The organism is Extensimonas perlucida, from assembly GCF_007655255.1.
Lineage (GTDB): Bacteria > Pseudomonadota > Gammaproteobacteria > Burkholderiales > Burkholderiaceae_C > Extensimonas > Extensimonas perlucida.
In genome coordinates this window covers 1-25,921 of sequence record NZ_VMYE01000027.1, presented here as the reverse complement: position 1 = coordinate 25,921, position 25,921 = coordinate 1, and the positions used below count along the sequence as shown (strand labels likewise).

The window sequence follows — 25,921 nt, the reverse complement described above, 5'->3', positions numbered from 1 at the left end:
CGGCTGACGCTTTTCGAGAATAACACTTCAGTTTGTCCATGCCCGAACATCTGCGCGCGCTCGTGGTGGTATTGGTCCTTTCGGGCCTAGTGCTCGTGGCTGTCCGCCCATCTTTTGCAGCCCTGCTGGATGCAGCAACGCTGAAGCGCTGGCGCAATGCCTGGCTTGGCCTTACTTTGCTGGCCTTTTTGGCGCCGAATTTTTGGATTTTTGCTGCGGTGGTCAGCCTGTGGCTGCTGGCCAGTTTGCGGCGCGAAATTGGCGTGATTGCCGGCTTTTACCTGCTGGTGCTGTTTGCAGTCCCGCCCGCCACCATCCAGGTGCCGGGGCTGGGCCTAATCAACTACCTGATCGAGTTGAACTACCCGCGCCTGCTATCCCTGGTGCTGCTGGCGCCGGCTGCCTTGCTGCTGCGCCAGCAAAATGACCGCTGGCGCTTGGGGGCGACATGGCCGGACAAGTGCCTGCTGGCGTATGTGCTGCTGCGGGCGCTGCTGGAGTTTCGCGCCACGAATTTCACCAACGCCTTGCGCGGCTGCTTTTACCTACTGCTCGACGTGTGGCTGCCGTATTACGTGGTCAGCCGCAGTGTGCGCAGCATGGAGGCGTTCAAGGCCGCGCTGTCTGGCATGGTGCTGGCCGGCTTGGTGCTATCCACAATTGCCATGTTTGAATACCTGCGGTTCTGGAAGCTCTATGGCGCCATGGTGCAAAGCCTTGGGCTTGACTGGGGCTTCGGGGGCTACCAGGGGCGCGGCGGAAGTTTGCGCGCCTCGGCCACCCTAGGGCATTCGATTGTGTTCGGGTACTTCATGGTGGTTTGCCTGGGGCTCTACTTTTTCCTCAAAGAGCAGGTCGAACGCCCATGGGCGCGCAAATTGGGCGGCCTGTTGCTGCTTGGTGGTTTGGTTGCTTCTCTTTCCCGTGGGCCCTGGGTAGGTGCTGCGGCGTGCTTGCTGGTATTTTTGGCTACCGGGCCCAAAGCGTTGCCAAAAATGGCGGGCGTGGTAGCTGCAGGTGCGGCGAGCATTCCGGTGTTGATGATGTTCCCGGCGGGGCAGAAAGTGGTGGACTTGCTGCCCTTCATCGGCACGGTCGAGGCTGAAAACATCGATTACCGATCGCGCCTGCTGGACAACGCCTTGATTGTGATCCAGCGCAACCTGTGGCTAGGTTCGGAAAATTACCGCGACACCCCTGAGATGCAGGCGATGATCCAGGGCGAGGGCATCATCGACATCGTAAACAGCTATGTGGCCGTGGCACTCAATTCAGGCATGGTGGGTTTGGCCCTGTTTCTGGGTGTGCTGCTGGGCAATGCTTGGGCGGTGTGGCAGTGCCAACAACGCTGGCCGCACGGCTCCCCCGAAAAGCTGCTGGGCCGCGCCCTGCTGGCCAGCATGATGGGCGCGATGGTCACCATTTTTACCGTGAGCAGCATCAGCCTGGTGCCCATTGTGTACTGGTGCCTGGCGGGGCTGTGCCTGGCCTATACCCAAACCTTCCGGAGCCGCCTATGACCAAACGTACCATCAGCCCGGTACTTGCCGCCGCCTGCGCATTGCTGCAATGCTGCCTGACCTGGGCCGGGCCGGCGTGGCAGGTCAGCGTGAATGAAACCCATGTCCTGCCACAGCTGACCGTGGGTGGCGCTCGTGGTTTTGAAACGCAGGCCGTCTTTTTTGGCGCCAACTGGGCGTGGGCACACACCCAATTTGCCAGCACGCTGGAAAACGGCACATACGCCAGTGTGGGCCGCAACAGCAGCTTAGGCTTTGAGCTGACTACCACGGCGCAACAGCTTGGCCACGGTGAGTTGCGCTACCAGTTTCAGTTGAATGCGGCAGCCCCTCGGCAAAACGTGGTGGGAGGTGGGCTAGTGTTCAAATTTGACCTCGGCAGCTTTGGCGGCAGCATGGGTAACCCGTTACTCTTGCCCGGCAACTCCGGCTGGCAGTGGGGCCGCCCCGGCGGGCCACAAGTAGCAATGCGATTTACGCCCGGCTTGCCGGCAGTGTTTTTTGAGCGCGCTAACCCGGCGGAAGTCCGTGCCTATTTTTACAGCGGCAACATTCCTGCAGGGGTAAGCAGCTACACGGCTACGTTGAGCTGGAACGACGCGGTGAACTTTGCCCCCACCATGCGCGAACGCCTGGGGGGAAAGCCCGTTGATAGCTGGCCCAAGGACGCATTGGAGCCCAACCGCGCACCGATCGACCTGGCATTCATGAATGCCAACGATAAACCGGCAGGAAGGCATGGCTTGCTGCAAGTCAATGGCGACGCTTTGCAGTTTGCGGATGGCACACCGGCCAGGTTCTGGGGCACCAATATTTCCGCCTATGCGTTGTACCAAACCCCGCGCGAAGCAGTGCAGCAGCAGGCCAAGCGACTCGCGGCCCTTGGATTCAACCTTGTGCGTCTGCACCACCATGATTCACCCTGGGTGAGCCCCAACGTGTTTGGCAACCCCAAGACCTACACCAACACACAAAATCTGTCGGCTGACAGCCTGGACAAACTGGACTGGTGGGTCAAGTGCCTCAAAGACGAGGGCATTTATGTGTGGCTGGACATGCACGTGCAGCGCGGCCTCAAGTCTGGTGACAACATTTACGGCTTTGACGAAATCAGGAAGGGCAAAGACCAAGCCAACCTGAAGGGCTACAGCCACGTCAACTTGACCATACAACAGGCCATGAAACACTTTCAGCAGGCCTATCTGGACCGAAAAAATCCCTACACCGGCCTGGCCTATAAAGACGAACCTGCCGTGGCTGCCCTGCTGGTCACGAACGAAAACGACATCACCCATCACTTTGGCAATGCACTGCTGCCCGACAAGGGAGTGCCCTTGCACAACAAGCTGTACACCGCAGAGGCCAACGCCTTTGCCAGTGCACACAACCTTCCTGCCGATAAGGTGTGGCGCAGTTGGGAAGATGGCCCCAGCAAACTGTTTTTGAACGACCTGGAGCAGCGCTTTGGCGCGGACATGGTGGCCCATCTGCGTCAGTTGGGTATGAAGCAGCCTGTGGTAACCACCAGCTCCTGGGGGGGCGACCCCATCAGCAGCCTGCCGGCGTTGACCGCCGGGAACATGATCGACGTGCACAGCTATGGGGGCGCGGGCCAGTTGGAAATGAACCCGATGGTGGCAGCCAATGCAGCGCACTGGATGGCCGCCGCTCAGGTGGTAGGCATGCCCTTGACGGTGACCGAGTGGAACGCCGAACCCTTTCCGCTGCCCGACCGCCACGCCCTGCCCCTGTACATAGCCGCCACTGCCAGCCATCAGGGCTGGGATGCGCTGATGCACTATGCCTACAGTCAGGAGTCTTTTCAGCGCAACTCTCCGTCCAACTGGCACGCATACAACGACCCTTCGCTTCTGCCCATGCTGAGCACTGCCGCGCTGCTGTACCGCGAACGCCACGTGCACCCGGCCACAAGCACCTATGTTTTCGACCCCGGCGCTGAGGTGTTCTACAACCAGGCCATTTCTGCTGGCAACGCACCCGCTCTGCGCACCGCGATGGAAAAGGGTAAGTTGCTGATTGCCATGCCCGCTACCAAGGAACTGCCTTGGCTCCAGCGCAAGGCTCTGCCTGCAGGCGCTACCATGCTGCGCGACCCGGCAAAGCCAGTGATCGACCCCAACGCAACCCGGGCTACCACCGACACAGGTGAATTGACGCGCAACTGGGAAGATGGCACTTACACCATCAACACCCCCCGCACCCGGGCCGCCATGGGCTGGATCGGCGGCAAAACCGTACACCTGCAGGATGTAACGCTGGCGCTGAGCACACGCAATGCCAGCGTGGCAGTACAAAGCCTAAACGAACAAGCAGTGGGCCAATCGAACCAATTGCTCATCAGCATTGGCACCCGTTCGCAGCCGCAGCCGGGCAAAAAAACGCCGTTTTTGGTGGAGCCTCTCGAGGGCTCCATCCACGTCAAGGCCCCCAAGGGCTTGAAGGCCTACCGCAATGGCCCGTTCAACCAATGGCTGGAAATGCCCAGCACCTATGCCGATGGACGGTACACCATGGTGCTGGACGGCAGCCGGGCCGTGCAATGGCTGATGTTGCGTTAGATGCCTTCAGTTGAATGACGGCCGCCTGCTGCAGGGCTCGCTATTTGACGACTAAGTCCCGAATCCACACCGAACCTTTGCTGGCCCGAACACGCACCACACTCAAGCCCCCTGGCAGCGCTACAGCGAGCGAACTTGTCTCTTTCGGTTGCCCACTGCTGTCCGCCACCGGCTGCAATTCGCCCATCAGCTTCCCATCTACGAAGAGTTGCAATCGGTCCGTTGCGGTAGCGTTGAGGGTGGTCATGCTGATTTTGTATTGGCCTGACTGGGCAACGCGTATCGGCAGCAACACCATTTCAGATTTGGCTAAATCGGATTCGTTAGCATTGATGCGGTAGGCAGTACCACCAAATCCCCAGGAGGTATCACCGCCAGTCCGAGTTTGAATGGCTGATGTGCTGCTGCGCAGATAAACAGAGCCCGGAACTGCAGTCCCCAAGGTTACAGATGGCAAAGGGCGTTTAACCAAAGCATCTATGGCCTGCAGTTTGGGGCTTGTGGTATCCGAGACCGTGCTCAGCGACAGACCATCGACAAATGACCAAGGAGGCGATCCGCTATAAACGTAATACACCAGCAAATCGCCGCCGTTTGCCAGCCATATGTCACTGGCTACCAGCATACGATCCTTCATCCGTGGATCGGCGTTGTAGGTGTAGGCGAGCTGTTCCGTGCCACTGATAGACCCCAACGCGCTCCCTCCTGGCCCTGGCCCACCTTCATAAGCTACAGTTTTGAGACCATAGCCCTTGGTCCACACGGCATCTTTGGCTACGCTTTGACCAAAGCTGGCAGTAGGCAGATTGTCGAAATAAGCCTGCATGGTTGCCGCAGACGTATCGGTAGGCTGCACCGAGGAATCATAATAAGCAGCCCCGCCACCTCCGTACCATAGCTTGGTAACGTCACCGTAGTAACCCTCTGCCCAGGCAAGGCCAAGAGACAAATACAAATTCCCATTGCCCACTTGACCCGCCAAAATTGGCCGCACTGTAGACATCATGGCGGCATCGCCAAAGACATTTCTAAACGTTTGGCTGATGAAGGCGGAGCGGTAGGCAATCCAGCGACGCAAGGCAATGTATTGATCATTGACCGGGCCGTCGTAGGCAATCGGATGGCTGGTGTCGAGCCGATTGGCGTTGGCCAATTCCAAAGCCCAACGAAAACCCCAAAATCCTGGCCCAGAATTCCAGACTTCATTTCCGTATTCAACGTACACCCGGAGACCCGGCTTGAGCGAAGGATATTTTGGCTTGCTTTGGCTGCTGATGTAGGGCTCTGACCCATCTGAACCGTATTTGAGCAGGTTGGCCAATTTTTGAATGTAGGCATCATCTGCCTTGACAGGTACATTGATCCACAAATCCCGATTCGCAGCATTGGCAAGCATCACCATCAACTCCCACGACTGGCCTTTGTTGCCTGTGCTTCCAAGCCAGTTGATGGGGGTGCGTTCTGCCCATGTCTGGGTTGAATTACTGTTGGCATTGACAAAGTCCATGGCGCGAATGACGCTGAACTTTTGCATGGCTGCAATGAACTCTTGGGTAAAGAGCACTGAACCGTCCGTGGGATAGCCAGGACGCCATAGATGGACATTGCCAATGCCATCCGCTGAACTAGACGTTGCCGTTCTGCGCGTGTTGCGAAATGTGAGCCACGTATTACCCACAGAATCTTGCGCCAAAACGACATCCGCCGAACTCGTATTGCTTGCAGCGTCATACACCATGTTTGTCAGGACGCCACCGGATGATGCACTCAGGCTGACATCTGCCCTGCCCTGAAAAGACAGTTTGTAGGTGCCAGCACCAATGCGCCTCGAATTGAAAATTAAATAGCAGTCCTGCCGTGGTGCACCCTGTGGGTCAAAGTCCACGTCGTACCCCCAGGAAAGGGTGCGAAATTGCGCCTGCCGTACCACGTCAGCCATGGCAAAACTTCTATCCCAATAGCTGAGTTGCCCTATGCCTATGCCCATTTCTGCGGAAGGTTGAACGGGCGTGGGAGTGACAGGGGGCGTACTGACATTCCCGGGAAAAGTTGGATCGCTGATCACACTCACCCCGCCGCCCCCTCCGCCGCAGGAGGCACTGAGGAGCAGACCCGTAAGAGCGAATAAGCCAAAGAGGGCGCGTGTAAGCATCGTCAATAATAACCTTTGCGCGCGGGTGCTTCGTCTTTGTTCAGCACTACGCCAAGCAAATTGGCGCTACCCACATGGCGCATAGCCTCTTCGACTTCCTTTTGATTAGACATGCCACTGCCGACCACCATGAGCACGCAGTCAATGCGCGGCAGCACCGCTAACACATCGTCTGCCGCAAGCACGGGTGGCAGGTCAAATATGACAATGCGATCCTGGTAACGGTTGCGCAACTCCTCAATAATGCCCGCGACCCTGCTGGAAGAAAGCACTTCCGACGACTTGGGTACCGATCGGGCCGTGGGCAACACCACCAGGCGGGGCAGGCCGGGATTGACGAGCGCCTGCGGCACCTCAGCCTTGCCGGAGAGCACGTCATTGAAAGACAGCTGACGCTTCAAACCCAAATAGTTGGCGACCATGGGACGGCGCAGATCAAAATCCACCAACATGGCGGTGCGCTGGGTTTGATGGGCAATGCTGGTGGCGAGGTTGATGGCGACCACGGTTTTGCCGGACTCGAGCGTGGGCGAAGTAATGGCCAGGGTGCGCCAGCCATGCTCGTCCATTTTTTGCAGCACCTTGGTGCGCAGCACGTCGAATGCCCAATTGGCGTGATGGTTTTTGTTGAAGGCAACGATTCGATTTTTTTCCAGGTGTGCAGGGTCAAGGTTTACCACATCGGTGTAGAGATAATTTACCTCGATCTGCCCATTCAACGCCTGCGATTTTGCCTCTTGATCGACCACGGGGGCTGCGTCAGAAGAAACCCCAGCGGTCCCTTGTTTCTTTGCCTTTTCGATGGCTTGCTTGATACGCTCCATGATCTACACCACCTTAACTCAAGCGAAGCAACACCTTGGACAAAACCATGTCCAGGGGCATGTAAAGAAAATGCACCGCAAGAAGCGACAGTGGAACAATCACCGCCACCGCAATACCGACGCGCACCATTATTTTCCGCCGCTGCTGCAATTCTGCCGCCACTGTAATGTATGGAATGGTGACGATGGGCCGCTGCCCTACAATGGCGGCCACCGCCTCTACCCCACGCACACGGCCATTGAGTGTTTCCAGCAATATGACAACCCCGGCCGAACATGCGGCTGCAAGAAAAAACCCAAGGGCAATCATTTTTTTGCGATTTGGCTTAATCGGGACATCAGGCGCCAGCGGAGGTTCGAGCAGAGTGAATCGTTCAGCTTTTTGCTCATCCTCAAGATTTTCTGCCACTTGCGCAGACATTTGTTTGGATCGAATTTCCTCGTATTTGCGGCGCGCGGTTTCCTGATCACGCAGAAGGTCGGCCAACCCACGCTCCACTTGCGGCGCCTGCAACATCTGTCCTTCCAATTGACCAATTTTTCCGCGCAGGCTGGCTTGCTGCTTATCCAATAGGCTGATTTGCGAGCGCAAAAAAGCTACGCGTGATTCAAGTCGCGCCACCTGCAAGTCTGCTGCAGAATTTATTTCGCCACTCCCGCCTGAACCGACACCTTTTTCTTCCGCGACCGTTTTCTCCAAAACTTCAATTTTGCGCTTGAGTGCACGCACGTCGGGATGGTTTTCAGTATAAATTGCCGCAACACGTGCCAGATCGGCGCGCGCCTTCACCAATTCTTGCTGAGCATTTTGTGCCCCCGCGGAACCTGGTATGCCAATACCTGCCTTGGCACTTGCCAATTCGATCTCCAGTCCACGCAACTCATCTTGGGCAGCACGCTGGTCACGCTCCGTATCGCGCAACTCTGTTTCCATTCGCTGCACACTATTCATCGTAAGCGTCATATTGTCGGGCAATGCACCGCCATGCTGCATTTTATAGGTTGCTATCTGACTTTCTAATTTTTCAAGGTCAGCACGTAATTTATCGGCCTCTTGGGTCAAAAACGCAGTGGTTTGCGTGGCCCGCTCGGTGCGTACTTTGACATTTTCATCCAAAAAAAGTGTGACCAACTCATTGGCCACGCGCTGCGCCAAATCTGGACGCCGGTGTTCAAAGGAGACCTTGAAAGCAATGGTGGCACGCTGCCGCGCTTGCACGTTGGCATTCACCAATTCAACGCTAATGCGGCTGCGCATCTCATCCACTGCTTCAGAGGGGGTAAAAGTTAATCCAGCATCCGCAAAAAGCTCATATTTCTTTGCAATGCGAAAGAGATTGTCGCGCGTCATGACACGCTGCTTGATAACCTCGATACGCTCGTCGGCATAACTGGTAACCGTAGCCTGCACCAAATCCGTTGGGATCTGTTGGGACTCCACCATGATGGTACCTGTGGACTGGTACACCGGCGGCATCATAATGGCAACCACAACCGCCAAGGCAAAGACACCGCCAAATACGGCAATAATCAGTACGCCCCGCCGTCGCACAATACCAATGTAGTCGCGCAGAGAAAGCTGATAATCAGACTGCATGCTATTGAATTTTAAAAATCTGGATGGGTATAATTGAGGCCAATCCCCACCACATTGGCACCAGCATAGCCAGCGCGTTGATCCGCTGTCTTGCGCTGAACGTTAAAATTCAGGCGCCAGAAAGGTGAAATTTGAAACACATAGTTTGCCCCCATGCTATTCGTCCTGCCACCATTGTAGCCAGCATTTTTCGTTAGAGTGTAAAAAAAATCGATAGCAGTACGTTCTGCAACCTCGATGCGCGTTTGCAGCCGCAGAGAATTACTTACAGTCAGACCACCCGTTTGGCCACCCGCGACCGCACTGCGATTAAAACTAGCACCGCCACTCGCATAATCCCCTTTATAATTGACTTGCATTTTCCCCTGGAAATAATAACCCGCATCCAGGCCAGTGATTTTTATCTTTCCTGCCTGAACGCTCCAGTCGAATTTATCCGATAGGGCACCGATATATCCAAACATCAGCCCCAGGCTACTGGACGATCGAGCCAGAACAAAATTATTTGCAGATGGGGAATAATGGCCCCCTGAAAAAAAGACACTCAGCTTTTCGCTGGCTGCCAAATCGTAAGACACCCCCCCGTTTACCGATGCATTTCTGTAGGAAACCAAGGCATCGGTATCATAATCAACCCATTGCTGGTTGATTGCGCCACTCGCCATCCAGCGCTCCGTCAGGTATTTGCCAAAGTTTGCGCCTACGCTACGGTTGGTCTGGGTGCGGTCGGCAGTCACGGTGCCGGTTTGATCGAATTCGGTAGTGCGTGTCGATGCTTTTGAGTAATTGGCATTCAGCCCCCACGAAGAGGTGGGCGTTTCTTGCTGCCACTTTAGTTCGACGGATGGATCCTGGCGATTGGCGCTGACCTGGGTATTGTTGCTGCGCTCGAGATTAGCCCCCAACACCGCTGACCACTCGTTGGCGTCATCGACGTGGTAGGTGTAGCTGTATTGTGGCCTCAGGCGGTAGCGCACAGCGCTGCTCGCATTGCCTTGGGCTAACCGCGGGTTCGAGTCGAACTCGACCTCCGCGGGCATGGAAACCGACTGTTGCGCGGGCCCCGATGCACAAGCCAGCGGCACCTGCCCACACAGCAAGACCGCAAGAACGAATCCGGAGCGGCAGCGACGCACGTTGATCGACACCCTTAATTCTTCAGTTAAGGCACCAATATGGTGTCACCGGGCTGCAGCGTCACGTTGGTCGATAGCTCCGATCCTTTGAGCAAGTCGTTCAGGCGCACAGGCAGCAGTTGAACGCCGTTCTGCGGGGTCGCCCGCAATACCTTTACTGCATTGCCGTCGGCAAAGCGATCCAGGCCGCCCACCTGGCTCAGCGCCTGCAACACTGTGGTGTCGGGGGCATTGAGCACCACAGGGCCGGGTTTGAGCACCTTACCGATCACATACACCCGGTTGCCTTCAATGCCAGTGATGACGACGGAAACGACGGCATCGGGAATGAAGGGCTTGAGCTTGTCGGCTATGCGCCGCTCCACCTCTTCTGACCCCAGCCCCACCACCTCCACACGCCCGACAAGCGGGAAAGTAATGCTTCCGTCTGGCAACACCCGCACTTCTTTCAGCAAAGCCTCCTCCCGCCACACCGCCACCAGCAAGGTGTCGCCCGAATGGAGCTTGTACGGCACACTGTCCGCGTGCGCCCCTACGCTGGCGCACAGCAATGCCAAAGCCCAAAGACGGGCCACAAAACGCAGCACAGACATCGATCGCCCCTCAAGCAAAAATAATGAAATTCATTCTAGCAACAAAAAAAGGGGCTTGATGCCCCTTTTTCCCCTGTCCCAAATTTGTTCTTAGACTTTGCGGCGATTGGCAAGCCCCAGGAAACCCAGCAGGCCCGAGCCAAAAAGCAGCGCCGCACCTGGCAACGGCACCGCAGAAACGCGCGTGGTACCTGCACCTGCCGCAGGGAATGTGTTGTCCATATTAACAACGTCCATCCTCCACAATCCTGCAGACATTGCAGTAGAAAATTTTGTACCGGCAGCGAGCAGATCAAATTTGAAGGTTTCCATGAGATTTGCCGTATTTGTAAGCGTATAACTCATTTTCTGCTCTGCATCCTGGGGGGTAACAATCACATGCAGAAAAGTCACAAAGCCAGCGTTGGCCAGACTCAAATAATCTGTATCTAACGTTTTTGACCCGGCGAAATCACTGGTCACATCCACAGGCTCCCCCATATTTGTGACAGTGTACGTATCCGCGTGCGCGGCCGACGCAAGCAGCGCACCAAGGCAAAAAACGCCCGCACCTAGTAATTTGTTCAGTTTCATCATGCACCCCTCGGCAAAAAGTTGGTTGAAAAGTTGATGGCCTTAGCGTAAGCCTTCGCACCGACCACGCCAATGATCCGTAAGGACTATCGACCGAGGGAGGAGGATGCGGCGCGTCAGTAAGCGTTCTTGCCCGTAAAGGCGACCAGGGTGCGCAACAGGATGGAGAGATCTAGCCAAACAGACCAATGGTTGATGTATTCGATGTCCGATTCGATGCGCAGCGCCATCTGCTCCAGGTCGCGCGTCTCGCCGCGGAAGCCCCGCACCTGGGCCAGGCCGGTGATGCCGGGCTTGATGTTGTGGCGCGCCATGTAGTCACTGATGCGCTGGGAGTATTCGGCGTCGTGCTGCACTGCGTGGGGGCGCGGCCCCACCAGGGACATGTCGCCCGCGAGCACGTTGAAAATCTGCGGCAGCTCGTCAAGGCTGGTGCGCCGTATGAAGCGGCCTACGCGGGTGACGCGCGGGTCGTCTTTCTCGGCCTGCTTGAGGACTGCGCCTTCAGGCTGATGCACGTACATGCTGCGGAACTTCCAGATTCTGAAGGTTTTGCCGTTCCAGCCGTTGCGGGCCTGCCGGAAGAACACGGGGCCGGGGCTGTCGAGCTTCACGGCGAGCGAAATCACTAAAAGCAGCGGCGCAATGGCCAGCAGGATCAGGCTGGACAAGACCAGATCCTCCAGCGACTTGAGCGCCAGTCGAGTGCCCGTGAGGGGCGTTTCGGACAAAGCGATGACGGGCAGCCCCGCGATCTCGCGCACGCTGTGGTTGACCAACCGCAAGGAGAAAATATCGGGCACCCAGTGGATCGCCACGTGCTGCTCAAGCAGCTTGAAGTACAGACTCTCCAAAATCTCCGAGGCGTCCAGGGGAATGGCGAAATAAACGATGCTGACCTTGTGTTGCTCAATCAGCTTGGGCAACTGCTCCAGACGGCCCAACTGTTGCATGCGCCGGTTGACGGCTTGCGTTTCGGCCTCCGCGCTCTGCGCTTCATCCGCCTTGTCGTCGGACAAGGCGACACAGCCCACCACCTGCTGATTCAGCCAGGGGTTGTTGCTGATCTTTCCCTGCAGGTAGTTGGCCAGGCGCCCTGAGCCTACGATGATGACGCGCTCCGCCTGCAGCCGCTGCATGAAATTGACTTGCACCACCCAAACCAGCAGATGCAAAACCAACTGCGCCCCATAGCCGGCAACATACAGCTCGCCCACCACCAGCCGAGAGAATTGGCCGGCATTTTTGGTCAGGAAGCCAAGCAAGACCACGACCAAGAAGGTCAGAGACCAGGCATTGAACAGATTGAGCGCCTTGCGCGTGAAGTTCGCATTGCTGCGGTAGATACCGTAGTGGTCATAGACCACAGCCAACGTGCCCATGAGCAAAAGAACGAAGACGGTGTATTCCGCCGTCACAGTCCCTATGTGGCGCACGATGAGGAAGTAGGCGATGCCAAGCACTGCGACGCCGTCCAGCAAGGTCTGCAGCATGCGCGTCATGCTGTTGCGACGTTGGAGCAGGGAGCGTTGCGAACTGTACGAAAAACTCATGGGGCAAACGAAAATCTGTGGGCTTGATGCTTGTTGACAGCGCGCTTTGCCCGCGAACCTTGCCCGTTATAAGCAAAATGCATTCCGGCAAAGCGGGTTGAGGGTACGTCGGCCATGGTAAAGCCATGGTAGGGCCATGGGTCGAAGAGCTGGTGAACATGCCCAACCGCCTCAGCAACTGGGCCCACCCCGGTGCTCACCGCAACACGATATCGTACTGTTCGGGCCCGAGCGCGCTTTCGGCCTGCAGCGAGATCGGTTTGCCGATGAAGTCGGACAAGCCCGCGAGGTGCTGGCTTTCCTCGTCGAGAAAGAGCTCCACCACGCGCGGCGGCGCGACGACGCGGAACTCGCGCGGGTTGAACTGGCGCGCCTCGCGCAGGATTTCGCGCAGGATGTCGTAGCACACGCTGCGCGCGGTTTTCACGCTGCCGCGGCCCGCGCAGGCGGCGCAGGGCTCGCACAGCAGCTGCGCGAGCGACTCGCGCGTGCGCTTGCGCGTCATTTCGACCAGGCCCAGTTGTGAAAAGCCGCTCACCGTGGTTTTGACGCGGTCGCGCGCGAGCTGTTTGCGCAGCTCACCCAGCACGGCCTGCCGGTGGTCCTCGCGCACCATGTCGATGAAGTCCACGATCACGATGCCACCTAGGTTGCGCAGGCGCAGCTGGCGCGCGATGGCCTGCGCGGCCTCGAGATTGGTCTTGAAAATGGTGTCGTCGAAATTGCGCGCACCCACATAGCCGCCGGTGTTCACGTCGATAGTGGTGAGCGCCTCGGTCTGGTCGATGACGAGGTAGCCGCCCGACTTGAGATCGACGCGCCGCCCGAGCGCGCGCGCCACTTCGTCGTCGATCGCATAAAGGTCGAAGATGGGCCGCTCGCCCTTGTAGTGCTGCAGTTTGGCCGCGGCCGCGGGCATGAACTCGCGCCCGAAGGCGCGCAGGCGCTGGAATTGCTCGTGCGAGTCTATGCGTATGCTTTGCGTGTGCTCGCTCGCCAGGTCGCGCAGCACACGCTGCAGCAAGTCCAAGTCCTGGTGCAGCAGCGAGCGCGGCGGCTGCTCGAGCGCGGACGCCTTGATGCGCGCCCAGGTCTTGCGCAGGTAGGCGATGTCTTCGGCGAGCTCAGCGTCGCTCGCATCCTCTCCGTTGGTGCGCAGGATGAAGCCGCCTCCGCCGCCGCTCGCCTGGTCGCCCACGAGCGCCTGCAGGCGTGCACGCAGCGCATCGCGCTCGGCCGCGGGGATTTTTTGCGACACGCCCACGTGCTCGTCCTGCGGCAGAAACACCAGCAGCCGCCCCGCGATGCTGATCTGCGTCGAGAGGCGCGCGCCCTTGGTGCCTATCGGGTCCTTGATGACCTGCACCATCAGCGCCTGGCCTTCGAACACCTGCTTTTCGATCGGCAACTGCGCCTCGCCCTTGCGCACCCAGGGCACGGCATCGCCTTCGGCGGGGCGCTGCCAGACGTCGGCCACGTGCAAAAAGGCTGCGCGCTCGAGGCCGATGTCGATAAAGGCCGATTGCATGCCGGGCAGCACGCGCGAGACTTTGCCGAGGTAGATGTTGCCCACCAAGCCACGCTCGAGCGGGCGCTCGATATGCAGCTCCTGCACGGCGCCGCTTTCGACCACCGCGACGCGCGTCTCTTGTGGCGACCAGTTGATGAGGATGTCTTGTTGCATGGGGGGCGGAATGTTGTGAGGCAGTCATGATGCCTCAAAGCCTTCCGCCCCGGGCGGCAAGAGATCAATCCATTGGCGCCGGCATTGCGTGCATACCTTGCAGTAGTTGCGGCTGCAACGCCACCACGCCGCCGATGATGATGAGCGCGGGCGGACGCACCCGGTGCTGCTGCGCGAGCGCCGGCAATGTCTGCAGCGTGCCGGTGATGCAGCGCTGCGTGGGCAGCGAGGCCTGTTCGACCAGTGCCGCGGGCGTTTCGCCGGGCAGACCGTGGCGCAGCAGCTCGGCGCTGATGGTGGGCAGTGTGCCCATGCCCATGTAGATCACCACGGTCTGGCGCGGGCGCGCCAACAGCTCCCAATCGAGTGCCACCTCGTTGTCACCGCGCAGGTGGCCGCTGGCGAACACCAGCGTTGCAGCGTGGTCGCGGTGCGTGAGCGGGATTCCGGCGCAGGCGCCGGCACCCTGGGCCGCCGTAATGCCGGGCACCACCTCGAACGGGATGCCCGCTGCGGCCAGGGCCTGCGCCTCCTCGCCGCCACGGCCGAAGATAAAGCCGTCGCCGCCCTTGAGCCGCACCACCGGGCGGCCGCTGCGCGCCAGGCGCACCATCAGGTCGATGATGGACTCCTGCGGCAGCGTGTGGTGCGAGGACTCCTTGCCCACGTAGATCAGGTCGGCATCTTCGGCCACGTAACGCAGCACCTCTTTGCCGACGAGGTGGTCGTACAGCACCAGACGCGCGCCGCGCAGCGCCTTGACGGCGCGCAGCGTGAGCAGTTCGGGGTCGCCTGGCCCCGCGCCCACCAGCGTCACGCGCCCGGGGGCAACGGGGGCGCCTGCGCACTCCTCACGCGGCGGGGTGTGAAACCAGCGTGCGTCTTCGATGAAATTCATGACGGCCTTTCTTTGTCGGCATCGTGGCGGGGCGGTGTTGCAGCAACGCTGTACGCTGCGCATCCCAACGGCCCGGCTCATCCGCCGCCACCTGCACGCATTGTTCGGCGGCACGCCCGCGGGCGTCCTTGAACCAGTTCAAGGACAGCCAGGCCAGCCTACGGGACGATGCCCTTGCTCGCAAGAAGAGGGAATGGACAGCGACCTCGCGAGAAGTGCCCCAGCATCCGCAGGGGTCACATCCATGTGCTGATCCCTGACGCAGAGGACCCACAATGACCACGAAAAGAATTGCCAGGTTGGTCGCACTAGCGGCTGCCGCCCTGGCATCGGCCACCGCCATGGCCCAGAGCGGCAAAGCCGTCGAAGAAGCCGAAAAGAACTACCAGGCCGGCAGTTCGCCGTTAGCGGACGTGCCCATGTACCAGAGCACAAACCCCAAGGCGCCGGCGATGACGCAGGCCGAGTTCGAGCAAGCCCGCAAAATGTATTTTGAGCGCTGCGCGGGCTGCCACGGCGTGCTGCGCAAAGGCGCCACGGGCAAGCCGCTGACGCCGGACATCACCCTCAGCAAGGGCACAGACTACCTCAAGGTCTTCATCGCGTATGGCTCGCCTGCGGGCATGCCCAACTGGCAGACCAGCGGCGAGATGAGCGAGAAGGAAGTGGACCTGATGGCGCGCTACGTCCAGCAGGACCCTCCGACACCACCCGAGTTCAGCATGGCGGACATGAAGCAGACCTGGAAGATCATCGTCCCGCCGGAAAAGCGGCCGACGAAAAAGATGAACAACTACAACATCAGCAACATCTTCTCGACCACGCTGCGTGACACCGGCGAGGTGGCGCTGATCGACGGCGACACCAAGCAGATCATCAACATCGTCAAGACCGGCTATGCAGTGCACATCTCGCGCATGTCGGCCTCGGGGCGCTACCTGTTCGTGATCGGCCGCGACGCGAAGATCAACATGATCGACCTGTGGATGGAAAAGCCCGACAACGTGGCCGAGATCCGCATCGGCCTCGAAGCCCGCTCGGTGGACACCTCCAAGTTCAAGGGCTACGAAGACAAGTTCGCCATTGCGGGCAGCTACTGGCCGCCGCAGTACGTGATCATGAGGGGCGACACGCTGGAGCCGCTGAAGATCGTCTCCACGCGCGGCAACACCGTGGACAAGCAGGAGTACCACCCCGAGCCGCGCGTGGCCTCCATCGTCGCGTCGCACTACAAGCCCGAGTTCGTGGTGAACGTCAAGGAAACCGGCCAGACGCTGCTGGTCGATTACTCCGACCTCGACGCGCTGAAAGTGACGACCATAGGCACCGCGCGTTTCCTGCACGACGGTGGCTTGGACTCGACTGGCCGCTACTTCATGGTGGCCGCCAACCAGTCCAACAAGATCGCCGCTGTGGACCTCAAGGAAGGCAAGCTGACCAAGCTGATCGAAGTGGGCAAAATCCCGCACCCGGGCCGTGGCGCAAACTTCGTACACCCGAAATACGGCCCTGTGTGGTCCACGGGCCACTTGGGTGACGAGACCATTTCGCTGATCGGCACCGACCCCATCAAGCATAAGGAATATGCCTTCAAGAAGGTGGCCGAGCTCAAGGGCCAGGGTGGCGGGGCGCTCTTCATCAAGAGCCACCCCAAGAGCCAGCACCTTTACTCGGACACACCGCTGAACCCCGATCCGAAGATCTCGCAGTCGGTGGCGGTGTACGACATCAAGAACCTGGACAAGGGCTATACCGTGCTGCCCATCGCCGAGTGGGCCGACCTCAAGGACGACGGCGCCAAGCGTGTGGTGCAGCCGGAATTCAACAAGGCCGGCGACGAGGTCTGGTTCTCGGTATGGAGCGCCAAAAACAAGCAAAGCGCCATCGTCGTCGTGGACGACAAGACGCTCAAGCTCAAGGCCGTGATCAAGGACCCGCGCCTGATCACTCCCACGGGCCACTTCAACGTCTACAACACGCAGCACGACGTGTATTGACCTCCCATCCCCTGGGTGCGCGTGGCCCGGCCCTGTCGATGTCACCGCGCCCAGGGTGCAAGCCAAGCCGCCTCGTTGCGCTTTTTTGGAGATTCTCATGAAGCAGTTGATTCCCCTGCTGGTCGCCGTGGCCTCAGTCTGTGCCTCGGGCGCGGCGTTCGCGGATGCCGATGCCACGCTGAACAAGGCCGGATGCATGGCCTGCCATGCCAAGGACAAGAAGCTGGTCGGCCCATCGTTCAAGGATATCGCGGTCAAATACAAGGACCAGGATGCGTCGGCCAAGCTGTTCGACAAGGTGCGCAAGGGGGGCTCGGGCTCCTTCGGCCCGATTCCGATGTCGCCCAACGGCCCGGACAAGATCAGCGACACCGAGCTCAAAGAGGTGATCGCATCCATCCTCAAGTCCTGATCGGAGCAAGCCATGCCGGTGCGCGCTGCCATTGTCCTGTCCGCGCTGCTGCTCGGGCCCATGTTGGCCTCGGCGCAGACCGCGCCCGATGCCGCCCGCTCGCGCGAGCTGGTGCGCATGGTGCGGCAGGACTGTGGCTCGTGTCACGGCATGCGCCTGACGGGCGGCCTGGGCCCCGCGCTCACCCGCGAGGCCATGGCCGAACGGCCGCTGGACAGCCTGGTGGCCGTGATAGTCCACGGCCGGCCCGGCACCCCCATGCCGCCCTGGCAGGCCATGCTCAGCGAGCCCGAGGCCCGCTGGATCGCGCTGCAATTGCAGCAGGGCTTTCCTGAAGAACCGCACACACCATGAAACGCCGTGAATGGCTGGCCACCGTAGCCGCACTGCCTACTTTCGCCGCCCTCGGCGCCCTCGGCACACTGGCCGGCTGCGCCACGCCGGCGCTGCGCGGCACCGGCGACCTGGGCGTGGTGGTCGGCCGCGCCAATGGCACGCTCTACCTCGCAGATACCACGGCCCGCACCCTGATCGGCGAAGTGCCCGGGCTCGGCGACCTCTCCCACGCCTCGGTCGTGTTTTCGCGCGACGGGCGCTACGCCTATGTATTCGGCCGCGACGGTGGCCTGTCCATGATCGACCTGCTGGGCCAGCGTCTGGTGCGCCGCGTGATGCAGGCCGGCAATGCGATCGGCGGCGCGATCAGCGACGATGGCTCGCTGGTGGCGGCGCAAAATTACACGCCCGGCGGCATCAAGGTGTTCGATGCGCACACGCTGGAGTTGGTGGCCGACGTGCCTGCCGCCTATGCGCCGGGCAAGCTGTCCCGCGTGGTGGGCCTGGTCGATCTGCCGGGCCGGCGCTTTGCCTACAGCCTGTTTGACGCCGACGCGATCTGGATCACCGACTGTGCAGACCCGAAAAACCCCCACACGCAACGCTTCGACGGCATAGGACACCAGCCCTACGACGCGCTGGTCACACCCGACGGCCGCTACTACATCGCCGGGCTGTTCGGCGAGGACGGCCTCGCGCTGCTCGACCTCTGGGCCGACAAGCCGACGGTGCGCCGCATTCTCGGCGGCTACGGCAAGGGCCAGGCGCCGCTGCCGGTTTACAAAATGCCGCACCTGCGCGGCTGGGCCGTGGCCGGGCGGCGCGCTTACCTGCCCGCCATTGGTCGGCACGAGGTGCTCGTGGTCGATACCGAGACTTGGCAGGAAGTGGGCCGCATTCCGGTCGCAGGCCAGCCGGTGTTCGTGATGGCGCGGCCCGATGGCCGCCAGGTGTGGGTCAACTTCGCCGTGCCCGACTACCACCGCGTGCAGGTCATAGACACCCAAACCCGGCATATCGTGCAGACGCTCGCGCCGGGCAAGGCCGTGCTGCACATGGAATTCACGCCGCGCAGCGACACCGTCTGGATCAGCAGCCGCGACGACAACCGCGTCAGCGTGATCGACACGCGCAATTTCACCACCCTGGCGCGCCTTCAAGTACCCGCACCCAGCGGCATCTTCTTCACCGCGCGTGCCGCGCGCATGGGTTTTTGAGCCATGGACGCTTCCATCGACGCTCGCTGGCGCCTGCTCAACGACTGGCAGCACGACTTTCCGCTGTGCGCCGCCCCCTTCGGCGTGCTCGCCGATGCTACCGGCCTGGAGCGCAGCGTCGTGCTGCGCACCCTCGCCCAAGCGCAGCACGATGGGCGCATCAGCCGCATCGGCGGCGTGTTCGCCCATGGCGCGGGCGGCGATGCAGTGCTCGCGACGATGGCCGTGCCCGCTGCGCGGATAGAACCGGTGGCCGCGCTGGTGTCGGCCCATCCGGGCGTCAACCACAACTACCTGCGCGAGCACCGCTACAACCTCTGGTTCGTGATGACCGGTACCCACGCCGAGGCAGTGGAGGCAGGCGTGGCCGAGCTTGAGCGCGCGACAGGTTTGCCCGCGCTGCGCCTGCGCATGCTCAGGCCCTACCGCATCGACCTCGGCTTCGATCTGCGCGGCACCACGGCCCCGCGCCCGATGCGCCGTCCGGCAGGCAGCCCCACAGCCAACCCGGCTGCGCTCCCGTCCCCGCAACCGCTGCCCGCCGCGCTGTGGCCCCTGGCGCAGCGCGTGGAAGCAGGTCTGCCGCTCATCGAGCGGCCATTCGCGGCCTGGGGTCGCGAGACGGGCATGGACGAAGACGCCGTGACAGCGCAACTGCGGCGCTGGCTGGCCGAAGGCCGGCTGCAGCGCTTTGGCATCGTGGTGCGCCACCATGAGCTTGGCTTCGACGCCAACGCCATGACCGTTTTCGACGTCCCCGACGCGCTGGTGGACGTGTGCGGCCAGGCGCTGGCCGAGCAGGCGGGCGTGACCCTGGCCTACCGCCGCACGCGCGCCGACGGCTGGCCCTACAACCTGTACGCCATGGTGCACGGCAAGAACCGCAGCGCTGTGCTCGCCGTGATCGAGCGCGTAACGCAGGCCGCGGGCCTGGCACGCCATCCGCGCGCGGTGCTGTTTTCCACCCGGCGCTTCAAGCAGACCGGCGCGCGCCGTTTTCGCGGCTGGGCGGACGCCCCTGCTGCCGCCCCTATGCAGGAGGTGCCCCATGCCCTCGGACTATGACCTGCGCCTGATAGACCGGCTGCACGGTGGTTTTCCACTCTGCGACCGACCGTTTGCCGCCGTCGCCCAGCAGCTCGGCTGCAGCGAGGACACGCTGATCGACCGCCTGCAAGGCCTGCTGGCCCACGGCGACCTGACCCGCTTCGGCCCGCTGTTCCAGATCGAACGCGCCGGTGGCCGCTTCGTGCTGGCGGCCATGGCGGTGCCCGAAGACCGCTTCGCATCCGTGGCTGCGCAGCTGGGCGCGCTGCCCGAGATCGCCCACAACTACCGGCGCGAATCGGCCCACCCCGAGCAGCCCGGCGCCACGCCGCTGAACATGTGGTTCGTGATCGCCGTCGAATCGGCGGTGCAGATAGACCCGCTGATCGCGCGCATCGAAGCCATGACTGGTTTGCCGGTGTACGCCTTTCCGAAAGAGCGCGAGTTCTTCGTCGAACTGCGCCTGCCCCTGCTGCCCGGAGATCCCCATGGCGCTCGATGAACTGGACCGTCGCATCATCCAGGCCACGCAGTCGGGCCTGCCGCTGGTGCGCCGGCCCTACGAGGCCGTGGGCGCGGCCCTGGGCATCAGCGGCGAGCAGGTGTGCGCGCGTTTGCAGGCCATGCTCGACGCCGGCCTGATCCGCCGCATCGGCGCCGTGCCCAACCACTACCGCCTTGGCTTCACCGCCAACGGCATGAGCGTCTGGGACGTGGCCGACGAGCGCGTGGACGCGCTTGGCGACCGCGTGGGCCAGTTGCCCTTCGTGAGCCACTGCTACCGCCGGCCGCGCCGCCTGCCTGTGTGGCCGTACAACCTGTTCGCCATGCTGCACGGCCGCTCGCGCGCCGAGGTCGAGGCCCAGGCGCAGCAGGTGGCTGCACTGCTGGGCACGGCCTGCCGCGCGCACGACATCCTCTATTCGACCGCGATCCTCAAGAAGACCGGTCTGCGCATCTCCGAAAGCTGAAGAACCATGCTGCGCATCAGCCAATACCTGCGCGAGCTCGCGCAAGCCGAACAGACTGGGCAATGGCCCGCCCCCAGCCGCCGCGGCAGTGCAAGCCCGCCCGGCCCCGTCGTGATCTGGAACCTGATCCGCCCCTGCAATCTGACGTGCAAGCACTGCTATGCGCTCTCAGCCGACCACGACTACGCGGGTGAACTCTCGCGCGACGAGGTGTTTACCGTCATGGACGACCTCAAAGCCTTTGGCGTGCCGGTGCTCATCCTCTCGGGCGGCGAGCCGCTGATGCGCCCCGACCTGTTCGACATTGCCGCGCGCGCCAAGCACATGGGCTTTTACGTCGGCCTCTCAAGCAACGGGACGCTGATAGACCACGCGCTGGCCGACCGCATCGCCGCGCAGGGCTTCGACTACGTGGGCATCAGCCTCGATGGCCTGCGCGAAACGCATGACAAGTTCCGCCGGCTGGAGGGCGCCTTCGAGCGCAGCCTCGCGGCGCTGCGCCTGCTGCGCGCGCGCGGCGTCAAGGTCGGGCTGCGCTACACCATGACGGCGCTCAACGCGCACGACTTCGAACCGCTGCTCGACCTGATGCGCCAGGAGCAGGTGGACAAGTTCTACTTCTCGCACCTGAACTATGCCGGCCGCGGCAACATCCACCGCGGCAAGGACGCGCAGTTCCAGGCCACGCGCGCGGCGCTCGACCGCTTGTACGAGCGCGCCTGGCAGGCTGCCCGCGACGGGCGGGACGAGGAGTACGTGACCGGCAACAACGACGCCGATGGCCCCTACCTGCTGCAGTGGGTGGCGGCACGCTTTGCGCGCTGGGCCGAACCCCTGCGCGCACGCCTGCAGGCCTGGGGCGGCAACAGCAGCGGCGTGAACGTGGCCAACATCGACAACCTTGGCGAGGTGCACCCCGACACCATGTGGTGGCACTATGGTCTGGGCAATGTGCGCGCCCGCCCCTTCTCGCAGATCTGGAGGGACACGCGCGATCCGCTCATGGCCGGGCTCAAGCAGCGCCCGCGCCCGGTCGAAGGCCGCTGCGCGCAGTGCCAATACCTGGCAATTTGCAACGGCAACACCCGCACCCGTGCCCAGCAACTCACCGGCAACCCCTGGGCCGAAGATCCGGGCTGCTACCTGAGCGACGAGGAGATCGGCCTGCCGGCGGGCGCGGCAAGGGCTGCGCCACGGCGTGCGACCATCGTGCTGAAGGAAGTGAACCATGCGTGAACACGCCAGCGAACGGATGCTTCGGCTGTACCTGGCCGGCCTTGCCCGCGCTGCGCTGCTCGCCGGCCTGTGTGCCCTTGGTCTGAGTCCAGCAGGTGCGCAGACATCGTCGCCCACCGTCGATGCCAAGGCGCTGTACCAGCAGCACTGCGCCAGCTGCCACGGCACGCAGCGCACCGGCCTCATGGGCCCGGCGCTGCTGCCAGAAAGCCTGGAGCGCCTGCGCCCGGCCGAAGCGGCGCAAGTCATCGCCCAGGGCCGCCCGGCCACGCAGATGCCCGCCTTTGCCGAGCAGCTCGGCGCCGCCGAGATCGCAGCCCTGGCCGCGTACATTCGCACGCCGGTGCAACCCGCGCCGCGCTGGGGCGACGAGGACATCCGCGCCTCGCGCACCTTCACCGAAGCGCCCAAGGGCGAGCCGGCCCAACCCCTCTGGCATGCCGACCCGATGAACCTGTTCGTGGTCGTCGAGGGCGGTGACCACCACGTGAGCCTGGTCGATGGCGACCGTTTCGAAGTCATTGCGCGCTTTGCGAGCCGCTTCGCGCTGCACGGCGGGCCGAAGTTCTCGCCCGATGGCCGTTATGTGTATTTCGGCTCGCGCGACGGCTGGATCACCAAGTACGACCTGTGGCGCTTGCGCGTCGTGGCCGAGGTGCGCGCCGGCCTGAACATGCGCAACGTCGCGGTCAGCGGCGACGGTCGGTGGGTCATGGCCGCCAACTACCTGCCGCACACCCTGGCCCTGTTCGACGCCGACCTCCACCTGCGTCAGACCTACCGCGCCGCCACGCTGGACGGCAAGACGAGCTCGCGCGTCTCGGCCGTGTATGACGCCGCGCCGCGCAAGAGCTTCGTGGTCGCGCTCAAGGACATCCCCGAACTCTGGGAGATTTCCTACGACCCCAAGGCAGCGCCGATCTTCGACGGCTACGTGCACGACTACAAAATGGGCGAGGCCATTGCCAAGCCCGGTTTCCTTGGCGTGCGCCGCACGCCGCTGGAAGAACCGCTGGACGACTTCTTCTTCGACCAGAGCTACCGCAACGTGCTGGGCGCCACGCGCCCGAAGTCTGGCGACGGCGCAGCCACCGCGCAGGTGGTGAATCTCGACGCGCGCCGCAAGATCGCCGACCTGCCGATTGCCGGCATGCCGCACCTGGGCTCGGGCATCACTTTTGCCTGGAACGGCAGCACCGTGCTGGCCAGCCCCAACCTCAAGGGCGGTGCCATCGACGTGATCGACATGCAGACCTGGAAACCCGTCGCCACCATCCCCACGCCCGGGCCCGGCTTCTTCCTGCGCAGCCACGAAGCCACGCCCTACGCCTGGACCGACTCGATGATGAGCCCCACCGCCAAAGACACGCTGACCATCATCGACAAGGCCACGCTCAAGCCCGTTGCCACGGTGAAAGAGCCCGGCAAGACGCTCGCGCACATCGAATTCACCAAGGATGGCAAATACGCACTGGCCAGCGTGTGGGAACTGGACGGCGCCCTCATCGTCTATGACGCGGCGACCTTCAAGGAAGTCAAGCGCCTGCCCATGTGCAAACCCGTGGGCAAATACAACGTATGGAACAAGATCACACGCTCCGAGGGGACTTCGCATTGACTATGCCTGAGGAACCACGCCTCGCCGGCGACGGCATGGTCTGGTTGCTGGTGCTGGCCGAGCTGCTGACCTTCGGCCTGCTGTTCGCCTCGTTCGCGGTAGCGCGCTGGCGCGAGCCCGAGGTGTTTGCACAGGGGCAGGCCACGCTGAGCCTGCACACCGGCGCGCTCAACACCCTGCTGCTGGTCACGGCCAGCTGGGCCGCCGTGCGTGCGGTGCGTGCCTTCGAGGCCGACCGGGGCCGCACCGGAGCCCACTGGCTGCTGGCGGCGCTGGCCGCTGCTGTCGGCTTTTTGCTCGTCAAGTCGTTCGAATTCGCGGGCAAGGTGCAGGCCGGCTTCGACTGGGCCACCAACGCCTTCACGCTGCTCTACACCCTGCTCACCGGCTTTCACTACCTGCACGTGCTCGTGGGCGCCATCGTGTTCGCCGTGCTCTGGCACAAGGCGCGCAGCGGCGCCTACGGCCGCGCCAGCCACATGGCCCCGGCCTCGGGCGCGGTGTTCTGGCACATGGTGGATCTGCTGTGGATGGTGCTGTTCCCGCTGGTTTACGTCATCCGCTGAAGGAGCCCCCGCATGCGTTTCACCCGGGCCGACCTGACTTTTGCGCTGCTCGCGCTGGCCACGCTCGCCAGCTGGTGGCTGGGCGAAGGTGCCGCCGCCAAAGGCCAGCACCTGGGCACGGCTGCGACGCTCGCAGTGCTGGCACTGGCCGCCTGCAAAGGCGCGCTGATTGCGCTGGACTACATGGAACTGCGCCGCGCCCCTGCGCTGTGGCGGCGTGCAGTGCTGGGCTGGCTGGCCGTAGTGCTCGCGCTGATCGCCGTGTTTGGCGTGGTGCTCTGACGCGCCCTCAGCTTGTCCTGGTGGCGCATGACCATGCGCCCGTCGTCAAAATACGCGCTTTTCACGAGCTCCGGCAGCCAGGCGGCATCCAGCAGGCCTTCATGCGCGAGCTCATGCCACCCAATCGGGCACGGAAGTATCGGGCGCCGCCGCATGCTGGGCGGCAGACTGCAACAAAGTGAGGTAGAGCTTGAGCCTGTCATTGGCGACCCGAGCCGCCTTGACCCAGGTCGGCAGCAGCAACGACTGCTGCCCGAGCGAGGCCACGGCTTGTTCCTTGCGCATGGACGATTGCTGGCGATGTGGATGAAATGCGCTGAAGATGACATCCCGCTGTGGCATGGACATGACAAGCCATGCGGCCTCCGAAATTGGGGTCAGATTCCAATTTCGCCCGGAAAATTCCTATTATTTCAATAGCTGCATGTGCTTACCTCGCCAGCACAAACTGCCTAAATCGCATGAGACGCAACGATCCACGATGACTCTTGCGGCGGGCGCTTTCAACCCAGATTTTTCATGAGGACGCGGGATGATGGCGAAGCGGCTGGCGCGGCAGTTTGGTCGCTGGTGAGAAGTCCATGGCTGGTGCCATGGACGCCGAAGCAGCGGCCAAAATGACCGGCAGCCGTCCGCCAGCGCCCGCGTAGGTGCGTAGCACCGCCTAATGGACAATCTAGTGCAGTGTTCGACGCTATCTGCGACATAAAACCGCGTCTTTTCGGCCCGGGCCGCGTTACAAGTCCTCGCGATACCACCCAGTATCGCTGCGGTTTGCGCCTTGCCCAGACCAAAAATCCATCGGTTTTATTTGTCGCATCAAGCATCAAACACTGCACTAGGAGCCTGTCGGACTTTGGGCGTCGATAGCGAGAAGGCGCCCCGGCGAGGCCAGTTTTTGCCGGATTCGCAGCCCCATAGTGGTGCTATGGGGCAAGAAGACGGTAAAAATGGGCCGCTGCGGCGCATTCGCAGCCGACGATTCCAAAGTCCGACAGGCTCCTATTCACCCGGCAACTAAGTTTTGCTCTGCGGCATAGCTCACCCGCGGGTCCTCGAAGTAAGAACGCACCCGCTCAGGGTTATCGTGCAGCATCTGCATGTGTGTCTCGGTGGCCTGCCTGAGCTTG

At 61.8% G+C, this 25,921-nt stretch carries 23 protein-coding genes; 13 read left to right on the top strand and 10 right to left on the bottom strand.

Features of this window, described 5'->3' with window-relative positions:
• The first annotated feature begins 38 nt into the window (after nucleotides 1-38).
• Nucleotides 39-1,520 (top strand): O-antigen ligase family protein, encoded by a 1,482-nt coding sequence (locus FK527_RS15815; protein WP_144735467.1) that lies wholly within the window; start codon nucleotides 39-41, stop codon nucleotides 1,518-1,520.
• Nucleotides 1,517-4,099 carry a cellulase family glycosylhydrolase gene (locus FK527_RS15810; protein WP_144735465.1) on the top strand — a complete coding sequence of 861 codons (2,583 nt, stop codon included), beginning with the start codon at nucleotides 1,517-1,519 and terminating at the stop codon, nucleotides 4,097-4,099. The genes FK527_RS15815 and FK527_RS15810 overlap by 4 nt, the downstream gene beginning before the upstream one ends.
• 40 nt (nucleotides 4,100-4,139) lie before the next feature.
• Here the strand turns inward: FK527_RS15810 and FK527_RS15805 are convergent, their stop codons facing one another.
• The 9 genes from FK527_RS15805 to cobA form a co-directional block, all read right to left on the bottom strand.
• Nucleotides 4,140-6,038, bottom strand: coding sequence for a hypothetical protein (locus tag FK527_RS15805; RefSeq protein ID WP_144735463.1), 1,899 nt, complete (start codon nucleotides 6,036-6,038; stop codon nucleotides 4,140-4,142).
• A gap of 215 nt (nucleotides 6,039-6,253) precedes the next feature.
• Nucleotides 6,254-7,075, bottom strand: coding sequence for a CpsD/CapB family tyrosine-protein kinase (locus FK527_RS15800; RefSeq protein WP_144735461.1), 822 nt, complete (start codon nucleotides 7,073-7,075; stop codon nucleotides 6,254-6,256).
• A 13-nt stretch (nucleotides 7,076-7,088) separates the two neighbouring features.
• Nucleotides 7,089-8,672 (bottom strand): GumC family protein, encoded by a 1,584-nt coding sequence (locus FK527_RS15795; RefSeq protein WP_144735459.1) that lies wholly within the window; start codon nucleotides 8,670-8,672, stop codon nucleotides 7,089-7,091.
• Between the two features lie 11 nt (nucleotides 8,673-8,683).
• Nucleotides 8,684-9,820, bottom strand: coding sequence for a hypothetical protein (locus FK527_RS15790; RefSeq protein WP_144735457.1), 1,137 nt, complete (start codon nucleotides 9,818-9,820; stop codon nucleotides 8,684-8,686).
• A gap of 14 nt (nucleotides 9,821-9,834) precedes the next feature.
• A complete protein-coding gene (locus FK527_RS15785; protein ID WP_144735455.1) occupies nucleotides 9,835-10,401 on the bottom strand; it encodes a polysaccharide biosynthesis/export family protein in 567 nt (188 codons plus the stop codon).
• A gap of 90 nt (nucleotides 10,402-10,491) precedes the next feature.
• Nucleotides 10,492-10,977 (bottom strand): hypothetical protein, encoded by a 486-nt coding sequence (locus FK527_RS15780; RefSeq protein WP_144735453.1) that lies wholly within the window; start codon nucleotides 10,975-10,977, stop codon nucleotides 10,492-10,494.
• Nucleotides 10,978-11,090: 113 nt separating this feature from the next.
• Entirely contained in the window at nucleotides 11,091-12,467 is a 1,377-nt protein-coding gene (locus FK527_RS15775) for an undecaprenyl-phosphate glucose phosphotransferase (RefSeq protein ID WP_222116166.1), read from the bottom strand.
• 256 nt (nucleotides 12,468-12,723) lie between these two features.
• Nucleotides 12,724-14,211 carry a ribonuclease G gene (gene rng, locus FK527_RS15770; protein ID WP_144735449.1) on the bottom strand — a complete coding sequence of 496 codons (1,488 nt, stop codon included), beginning with the start codon at nucleotides 14,209-14,211 and terminating at the stop codon, nucleotides 12,724-12,726.
• A gap of 64 nt (nucleotides 14,212-14,275) precedes the next feature.
• A complete protein-coding gene (gene cobA, locus FK527_RS15765; protein ID WP_144735447.1) occupies nucleotides 14,276-15,109 on the bottom strand; it encodes a uroporphyrinogen-III C-methyltransferase in 834 nt (277 codons plus the stop codon).
• Between the two features lie 275 nt (nucleotides 15,110-15,384).
• On the opposite strand from cobA, the gene FK527_RS15760 reads away from it, so the two are divergent.
• The 11 genes from FK527_RS15760 (at nucleotide 15,385) to FK527_RS15710 (ending at nucleotide 24,791) form a co-directional block, all read left to right on the top strand.
• Nucleotides 15,385-17,106, top strand: coding sequence for a cytochrome D1 domain-containing protein (locus FK527_RS15760; RefSeq protein ID WP_144735445.1), 1,722 nt, complete (start codon nucleotides 15,385-15,387; stop codon nucleotides 17,104-17,106).
• A 97-nt stretch (nucleotides 17,107-17,203) separates the two neighbouring features.
• Nucleotides 17,204-17,518 (top strand): c-type cytochrome, encoded by a 315-nt coding sequence (locus tag FK527_RS15755; protein WP_144735442.1) that lies wholly within the window; start codon nucleotides 17,204-17,206, stop codon nucleotides 17,516-17,518.
• A gap of 12 nt (nucleotides 17,519-17,530) precedes the next feature.
• Nucleotides 17,531-17,872 (top strand): c-type cytochrome, encoded by a 342-nt coding sequence (locus FK527_RS15750; RefSeq protein WP_425460458.1) that lies wholly within the window; start codon nucleotides 17,531-17,533, stop codon nucleotides 17,870-17,872.
• Nucleotides 17,869-19,071 carry a cytochrome D1 domain-containing protein gene (locus FK527_RS15745; protein WP_144735440.1) on the top strand — a complete coding sequence of 401 codons (1,203 nt, stop codon included), beginning with the start codon at nucleotides 17,869-17,871 and terminating at the stop codon, nucleotides 19,069-19,071. The genes FK527_RS15750 and FK527_RS15745 overlap by 4 nt, the downstream gene beginning before the upstream one ends.
• A gap of 3 nt (nucleotides 19,072-19,074) precedes the next feature.
• Entirely contained in the window at nucleotides 19,075-20,136 is a 1,062-nt protein-coding gene (ahbB, locus tag FK527_RS15740; protein ID WP_186298456.1) for a siroheme decarboxylase subunit beta, read from the top strand.
• On the top strand, nucleotides 20,120-20,620 hold the full coding sequence (locus FK527_RS15735) for an Lrp/AsnC family transcriptional regulator (RefSeq protein WP_144735438.1): 501 nt from the start codon (nucleotides 20,120-20,122) through the stop codon (nucleotides 20,618-20,620). The genes ahbB (FK527_RS15740) and FK527_RS15735 overlap by 17 nt, the downstream gene beginning before the upstream one ends.
• Nucleotides 20,607-21,089: a siroheme decarboxylase subunit beta gene (ahbB, locus tag FK527_RS15730; RefSeq protein WP_144735436.1), complete on the top strand. Its 483-nt coding sequence runs from the start codon at nucleotides 20,607-20,609 to the stop codon at nucleotides 21,087-21,089. The genes FK527_RS15735 and ahbB (FK527_RS15730) overlap by 14 nt, the downstream gene beginning before the upstream one ends.
• A 6-nt stretch (nucleotides 21,090-21,095) precedes the next feature.
• Nucleotides 21,096-22,325: a heme d1 biosynthesis radical SAM protein NirJ gene (gene nirJ / locus FK527_RS15725; protein ID WP_144735421.1), complete on the top strand. Its 1,230-nt coding sequence runs from the start codon at nucleotides 21,096-21,098 to the stop codon at nucleotides 22,323-22,325.
• A 16-nt stretch (nucleotides 22,326-22,341) separates the two neighbouring features.
• Entirely contained in the window at nucleotides 22,342-23,943 is a 1,602-nt protein-coding gene (locus FK527_RS15720; RefSeq protein ID WP_144735501.1) for a cytochrome D1 domain-containing protein, read from the top strand.
• A gap of 2 nt (nucleotides 23,944-23,945) precedes the next feature.
• Nucleotides 23,946-24,509 carry a cytochrome c oxidase subunit 3 gene (locus FK527_RS15715; protein WP_144735419.1) on the top strand — a complete coding sequence of 188 codons (564 nt, stop codon included), beginning with the start codon at nucleotides 23,946-23,948 and terminating at the stop codon, nucleotides 24,507-24,509.
• Nucleotides 24,510-24,521: 12 nt separating this feature from the next.
• Nucleotides 24,522-24,791 carry a cytochrome C oxidase subunit IV family protein gene (locus FK527_RS15710; RefSeq protein WP_144735417.1) on the top strand — a complete coding sequence of 90 codons (270 nt, stop codon included), beginning with the start codon at nucleotides 24,522-24,524 and terminating at the stop codon, nucleotides 24,789-24,791.
• A gap of 111 nt (nucleotides 24,792-24,902) precedes the next feature.
• Here the strand turns inward: FK527_RS15710 and FK527_RS17295 are convergent, their stop codons facing one another.
• Entirely contained in the window at nucleotides 24,903-25,076 is a 174-nt protein-coding gene (locus FK527_RS17295; protein ID WP_186298453.1) for a hypothetical protein, read from the bottom strand.
• Nucleotides 25,077-25,921 lie beyond the last annotated feature (845 nt).

What these genes read in the sequence shown, in the direction of transcription:
- FK527_RS15815 (WP_144735467.1), top strand. Translation starts at nt 39, where the DNA reads ATGCCCGAACATCTGCGCGCGCTCGTGGTGGTATTGGTCCTTTCGGGC.
- FK527_RS15810 (WP_144735465.1), top strand. Translation starts at nt 1,517, where the DNA reads ATGACCAAACGTACCATCAGCCCGGTACTTGCCGCCGCCTGCGCATTG.
- FK527_RS15805 (WP_144735463.1), bottom strand. Translation starts at nt 6,038, where the DNA reads ATGGCTGACGTGGTACGGCAGGCGCAATTTCGCACCCTTTCCTGGGGG.
- FK527_RS15800 (WP_144735461.1), bottom strand. Translation starts at nt 7,075, where the DNA reads ATGGAGCGTATCAAGCAAGCCATCGAAAAGGCAAAGAAACAAGGGACC.
- FK527_RS15795 (WP_144735459.1), bottom strand. Translation starts at nt 8,672, where the DNA reads ATGCAGTCTGATTATCAGCTTTCTCTGCGCGACTACATTGGTATTGTG.
- FK527_RS15785 (WP_144735455.1), bottom strand. Translation starts at nt 10,401, where the DNA reads ATGTCTGTGCTGCGTTTTGTGGCCCGTCTTTGGGCTTTGGCATTGCTG.
- FK527_RS15780 (WP_144735453.1), bottom strand. Translation starts at nt 10,977, where the DNA reads ATGATGAAACTGAACAAATTACTAGGTGCGGGCGTTTTTTGCCTTGGT.
- FK527_RS15775 (WP_222116166.1), bottom strand. Translation starts at nt 12,467, where the DNA reads ATGCTGCAGACCTTGCTGGACGGCGTCGCAGTGCTTGGCATCGCCTAC.
- rng (WP_144735449.1), bottom strand. Translation starts at nt 14,211, where the DNA reads ATGCAACAAGACATCCTCATCAACTGGTCGCCACAAGAGACGCGCGTC.
- cobA (WP_144735447.1), bottom strand. Translation starts at nt 15,109, where the DNA reads ATGAATTTCATCGAAGACGCACGCTGGTTTCACACCCCGCCGCGTGAG.
- FK527_RS15760 (WP_144735445.1), top strand. Translation starts at nt 15,385, where the DNA reads ATGACCACGAAAAGAATTGCCAGGTTGGTCGCACTAGCGGCTGCCGCC.
- FK527_RS15755 (WP_144735442.1), top strand. Translation starts at nt 17,204, where the DNA reads ATGAAGCAGTTGATTCCCCTGCTGGTCGCCGTGGCCTCAGTCTGTGCC.
- FK527_RS15750 (WP_425460458.1), top strand. Translation starts at nt 17,531, where the DNA reads ATGCCGGTGCGCGCTGCCATTGTCCTGTCCGCGCTGCTGCTCGGGCCC.
- FK527_RS15745 (WP_144735440.1), top strand. Translation starts at nt 17,869, where the DNA reads ATGAAACGCCGTGAATGGCTGGCCACCGTAGCCGCACTGCCTACTTTC.
- ahbB (WP_186298456.1), top strand. Translation starts at nt 19,075, where the DNA reads ATGGACGCTTCCATCGACGCTCGCTGGCGCCTGCTCAACGACTGGCAG.
- FK527_RS15735 (WP_144735438.1), top strand. Translation starts at nt 20,120, where the DNA reads ATGCCCTCGGACTATGACCTGCGCCTGATAGACCGGCTGCACGGTGGT.
- ahbB (WP_144735436.1), top strand. Translation starts at nt 20,607, where the DNA reads ATGGCGCTCGATGAACTGGACCGTCGCATCATCCAGGCCACGCAGTCG.
- nirJ (WP_144735421.1), top strand. Translation starts at nt 21,096, where the DNA reads ATGCTGCGCATCAGCCAATACCTGCGCGAGCTCGCGCAAGCCGAACAG.
- FK527_RS15720 (WP_144735501.1), top strand. Translation starts at nt 22,342, where the DNA reads ATGCTTCGGCTGTACCTGGCCGGCCTTGCCCGCGCTGCGCTGCTCGCC.
- FK527_RS15715 (WP_144735419.1), top strand. Translation starts at nt 23,946, where the DNA reads ATGCCTGAGGAACCACGCCTCGCCGGCGACGGCATGGTCTGGTTGCTG.
- FK527_RS15710 (WP_144735417.1), top strand. Translation starts at nt 24,522, where the DNA reads ATGCGTTTCACCCGGGCCGACCTGACTTTTGCGCTGCTCGCGCTGGCC.
- FK527_RS17295 (WP_186298453.1), bottom strand. Translation starts at nt 25,076, where the DNA reads ATGCGCAAGGAACAAGCCGTGGCCTCGCTCGGGCAGCAGTCGTTGCTG.